We start from the raw sequence: 5,007 nt of genomic DNA, 5'->3' as shown, positions 1-5,007 counted from the left end.
CCACCTAGAAAGAAATAAGTAAGATATAGAGAAAGGTTTATATAATGTAAAGAAGAAAAGTGCAACATAAAAAACTACATGCTAATTGTTGGGAGTGTTTAACAATTGGCATGTAGTTCGTGGATTAGTCCTTTATTTACATTGATTTAATTTTTCAAGGGTTGTTTTAGGTAAGATTGGAATTGAAATAGTGAAAGTTGTACCATCTTCATTACTAGTCATTTTTAATGTGCCGTTATGATTTTGGATGATTTTTTTTGTTACTGACAAGCCTAGTCCTGTTCCCGAATCCTTCGTTGAGAAGAATGGATCAAAGATATATTCTTGAATAGCTGGATGAATACCAATTCCATTATCTGTGAAAGTAATCCGAACGAAGTTATTAAGGCGATAACTAGTAATTTGAATAGAAAGAGGTTTGTCGCCTTGAGCATCGACGGCATTTTGAAATAGATTTAAAAACACTTGAACAAGTTCATGTCGATCAATATTGACTAAAATATCATCTAATTCATTAGAGAAGTTATAATCAATTGAAATATTATGCAAGGAGACTTCACTAGCTAGTAACTGTTGAATATAGTCACGTAAAAATGTATTGATGGGAAACGGTTCTCTTGTAAATTCCCGTGTTTTTGAAATGGCTAAAAATTTTGTAATAATATTATTTGCACGATCTAATTCAGGGATAAGCAAGTTTTTAAATAACTCTTTATTTGATGGAGAAATGCTTTCTTGTAAAAATTGTAAGTATCCTCGTACTGTTGTAAGAGGATTTCGTACTTCGTGTGCAATTCCAGCTGCGATTCGCCCTGCTAACGAAAACTTCTCAGCATCACGTTCTGTATTTAAATAATGAAAGACACTAATAACTCTAAAAATCTCCCCGTTATAATCGCGAATAATTCGGTTATTTATAATGCCATAGTTTTTGTCTAAAACTTCTTCATTATATATTTCTGTTCCCGTTTTTAATGTTTCAATTGCTTTAATTTTTTCTTCCGGCAAGTTTAGTAATTGTTGAATCGGTTTTCCGATAATATCATTTCGTATTACACCGAAATCATCTGCAGCAACTTGATTACATAAAGTAATATTCCCTTTACTATCGATAAAGGTTACATGATGTGAAAAGGCATCAAAAATATGTACAAAGTGTTTTTCAAGTTGTTCAAATAAAAATAATGAATCACAAGTAAGTTGAAAATGAGCCTCTTTATTCTCTTTTGGTATTTCTTGAATGGAATGAGTCGTTCTAGTTTTCTTTATTCGTAAACCAATATGTGGATTTTTGTATGTGAAATGATGTGGTAATTGATTCACAAGTTCTTCATAAAAACGTACTTTATTTTCTAGTTCTTCAATTCGTTTTTCATGAGATACAGTAGCATCGTTTGGAAGCATAAATAAATAACCCCTCATTTTAAAAATTCTTCCATATAGTATATCATATTTTTATAAGGATACTCTTAAAGAAAAGGCTACATGATGCAAAGTGAATAGAAGATGAAGTTAAAAAGGGAGGGGTATATGTGCTGTTTATTGGAGTGACAGGATGGGGAGATCATGATTCTTTATACATAAATCCCTATGAAAATAGAAATAAATTACGAACATATAGCGAGTATTTTCCTATTGTGGAAGTGGATAGTTCATTTTACGCGATGCAACCTGCACGAAATTATATAAAATGGGCAATGGAAACGCCGAAAGATTTTTCTTTTATCGTAAAAGCGTATCAAGGAATGACAGGACATATGAAAGGTGAAATTCCTTTTTCTACGTTCGATGAGATGTTTGATGTGTATAAACAGTCTATTCTTCCTTTAATAGAAGCTGATAAATTAAAAACAATTTTATTTCAATATCCACCATGGTTTGATTGCAAAAAGAAAAATGTAGATTTTCTTCGATATACGAAAGAAAAAATGGAAGGTTTACCATGTGCAATAGAATTTCGAAATCAAACATGGTTTTATCCAGAAATGAGAGATAAGACGTTACAGTTTCTAGAACAGGAGAAATGGATTCATACAATTTGTGATGAACCACAGGCTGGGATAGGTTCTGTGCCACTCGTGTTAGAGGTTACGAATTCAGACATGGCATTAATACGTTTTCACGGTCGAAATGTTCATGGTTGGCTTGATAAAGGGGAAAATTGGAGAGCGGTTCGCTGTTTATATCGCTACAACAATAAAGAACTGGAAGAATGGGTTGAACGACTAGAGCAATTAAAAAAGAAAACAAAGGATATATACGTACTGTTTAACAACAATTCAGGTGGGGATGCAGCAGATAATGCGAAACAGCTTATGAAAATGATGAACATTACATATGGTGAGCCGAAGCCGGAGCAATTAAATTTTTTTGAATGATAATAAACAAGAAAGGCACTGTACAAACAGGGGGAATGTACAGTGCCTTTCTATATGAAAAAGAGGGGTAACAATGTTACTGAGCGTTTGGTTGATTCATCAATTGTTGGCTTCATAATAAATGATAATGGTTATCATTATCATTGTCAATGGTTTTTCTAAAAATATATAAAAAACTTTGTGTATTTTAAATAGAGATAAAAAAAAGAACAGCGATTAATGCTGTTCTTTTCCATTGACGAATTGTTGTAAATCAAAAGGAGTTATCGCTTGGATAAATTCTTTTGAGATAAGTGTTTGAACGAGAGTGCTCTCAGAGATAGAAGCACCTGTTTTCTTTTCATAAGCTTGTTTTAATAAATCAAGTTTTTCAGCCGTTTCTTTTGGTAATTCAATTGTAAGTGTGTTCATAATTTCTCCCCCTTATTACTAGAGTACCACTACAGTATAGGAGAGACAAGAAAAGAGAATATGAAATATAAAAAAGGTTACCAAATTTTAAAATGGTAACCTTTTTTATGTATAAGAGTTATTAAGCAATACCGATATACTTTAAAGTTTTTGATGGAGTACTGTGATCAAAGAAGTGTTGTAAAAACGCAATATCAACACCTGATTTGTATGCACAATAACCCCAAGTTTTTCGAAGTGTATGTGAGCTAATCCCTTCTAATCCAACTTCTTTTGCAGCTTTGTTTAAAATGTACCATGCATGTTGTCTCGTAATAGATTTTGTTCCTTTTTGAGATTTTAACAATGGTTCATTACGTTTCCAAGTTTTACGTTCTTTCATGTAGTCTTCGATTGCGTGCTGTAAGTCTTCATTTACAGCAAACCATTTATGTTTCTTCACTTTTTCATTGTAAAATAAAATGGAATGGCGAACATTTTCATTTTCATCGATTACATCACTAACTTTTAATTGTAAGATTTCACTTACTTTTAAGCCAGAATTTACAGCTAATACGAATAATAAGCCATCACGTTTCGAAGATTGTAAAAGTATATTTTTGATAGTTTCTAATTGTTTTTCATTTTGAATAGGTTGTCCTGCTTGTTTCATTTCACGCACTCTCCTCTTTTATATGTGTAAAGGAAAGGATTAACTTGTTTCTTACTATAAAGGGAGAGTGTGAATTTCATGTGAACTCCTAGTGAAATTAAGACAAATTATTTGACTTCTTTTACTTTTTGTAAATTGAAATAGAATACAACACTGTTAGTCGTATTATACACACCATACTCGGCATGATGTAGGTCTAAAATGTTTTTTACAATAGATAATCCGAGACCGGTACCTCCAGTGTGACGGCTACGTGATGCATCTAGACGATAGAAGCGATCCCAAATTTTTTCAAGACTTTCTTCAGGGATAGGGTTTCCTGTATTCTCAATTTCGACTTTTACGGTATCTTCTGCTTCTATAATGGAGACTTGTATTTTTTCTCCCTCTGGCGTATAACGGATTGCATTACTTAGTAAGTTCACAATTACTTGCTCAATGCGACTGCGATTTGCTGTAACAAGTATAGAAGGGTCTGCATCGATGTTCACTTGTAAATGTTTTTCTTCCATGCTAAATAATAATTTTGTGTAGACTTGTTGCGTTAATTCACCGATTGAGAACGTCGTCATATCTAGTTTGTAAGTACCAGATTCCAACTTTGCTAATTCTAACATTTCAACAATCAGCCTGTTCATATTTTCTGTTTCTTCTAAAATAACATCAGTATAATACGAAGTATCCTTACTAACACCATCTTTAATTCCTTCTGCAAAACTTCTAATTACACTTAGCGGTGTTTTTAATTCGTGTGATACGCCAGAAATGAATTCTTTTCTTGTTTTTTCTAATTGACGTTCACGTTCAATATCTTGTTGTAACTTTGTATTAGCAACATTTAATCGATCGATTCGATCTTTTAAATTTACAGATAATGTATTGATACTGCCAGAAAGCCCGCCAATTTCATCGTCAGCTGTAACAGGTAATTTCTCGCTGAAATCAAAATTAGCCATTTTTTTTGTAACACGATTTATTTTAATTAATGGCTTAACAATGATTTTTGAGTAGTAGAAGGATAACAAAATAATTACGAGAAACACGATGATTAAGGCATAGACATAATAATCTTTTAAAACGAGCATCGCTTCATTAACAGGCTGCAAAGATGCTATCGCAAAAGCGTATTCTGTAATCCTTCCATTTTCTATAATCGGTTTTACAAAGATACTATTTTTTATATTTTCTCCGCCATCTAATATGAAAGTACTTAATTGGTTCGAGTTAGAAGTTCCCTCTCTAATCATATCTGCAAAATATTGAACGGCTTGTAATGTTTCAATATCATTTGCAAGACGAACCTCAGCTTTGGATGGGAGCTGTAACTTAGTTATAACACCTGTAAAGACGATTCGAGTTGTAGATTTGTATCGGCTTGCAAGTCTGTTCTTAGAAGGGTTACCATTAATTGACTGAAAATCCGAATAGAAATGTTCGTTTTGCCATTGATTATAATTCGTTCCTAATTTTTGTGGTGTGATTATATTATTCTCTTGCACGACTCCATCAACATTGATTATTACATCTTTTTTTAAACCTAAATTTTCGAATTTATTATATTCTTCT

Annotated in this window: 5 protein-coding genes; 1 reads left to right on the top strand and 4 read right to left on the bottom strand. The window is 32.4% G+C overall.

Features of this window, described 5'->3' with window-relative positions; genetic code table 11:
• Positions 1–132: 132 nt before the first annotated feature.
• Complete coding sequence (locus ACQGS6_RS22705) at positions 133–1,404, bottom strand: ATP-binding protein (RefSeq protein WP_000937241.1); 1,272 nt, start codon at positions 1,402–1,404, stop codon at positions 133–135.
• Positions 1,405–1,532: 128 nt separating this feature from the next.
• Between ACQGS6_RS22705 and ACQGS6_RS22700 the strand changes: the two genes are divergently transcribed.
• A complete protein-coding gene (locus ACQGS6_RS22700) occupies positions 1,533–2,378 on the top strand; it encodes a DUF72 domain-containing protein (RefSeq protein WP_000897352.1) in 846 nt (281 codons plus the stop codon).
• A 216-nt stretch (positions 2,379–2,594) separates the two neighbouring features.
• Here the strand turns inward: ACQGS6_RS22700 and ACQGS6_RS22695 are convergent, their stop codons facing one another.
• From ACQGS6_RS22695 to ACQGS6_RS22685, 3 genes are all read right to left on the bottom strand, one after another.
• Positions 2,595–2,789, bottom strand: a complete 195-nt coding sequence (locus ACQGS6_RS22695; RefSeq protein ID WP_001094860.1) for a DUF3924 domain-containing protein — start codon at positions 2,787–2,789, stop codon at positions 2,595–2,597.
• 121 nt (positions 2,790–2,910) lie between these two features.
• Positions 2,911–3,441: a tyrosine-type recombinase/integrase gene (locus tag ACQGS6_RS22690; protein ID WP_000806236.1), complete on the bottom strand. Its 531-nt coding sequence runs from the start codon at positions 3,439–3,441 to the stop codon at positions 2,911–2,913.
• A gap of 107 nt (positions 3,442–3,548) precedes the next feature.
• The coding region (locus ACQGS6_RS22685; RefSeq protein WP_426965641.1) for a sensor histidine kinase at positions 3,549–5,007 on the bottom strand (1,459 nt) is incomplete at its 5' end.

Origin of the sequence: Bacillus sp. GMs2/2, assembly GCF_050172095.1 — a bacterium.
In the GTDB taxonomy this organism is placed as follows: Bacteria; Bacillota; Bacilli; order Bacillales; family Bacillaceae_G; genus Bacillus_A; species Bacillus_A cereus.
This window is presented reverse-complemented; position numbering and strand designations above follow the sequence as displayed.

What these genes read in the sequence shown, in the direction of transcription:
- ACQGS6_RS22695 (WP_001094860.1), bottom strand. Translation starts at nt 2,789, where the DNA reads ATGAACACACTTACAATTGAATTACCAAAAGAAACGGCTGAAAAACTT.
- ACQGS6_RS22705 (WP_000937241.1), bottom strand. Translation starts at nt 1,404, where the DNA reads ATGCTTCCAAACGATGCTACTGTATCTCATGAAAAACGAATTGAAGAA.
- ACQGS6_RS22690 (WP_000806236.1), bottom strand. Translation starts at nt 3,441, where the DNA reads ATGAAACAAGCAGGACAACCTATTCAAAATGAAAAACAATTAGAAACT.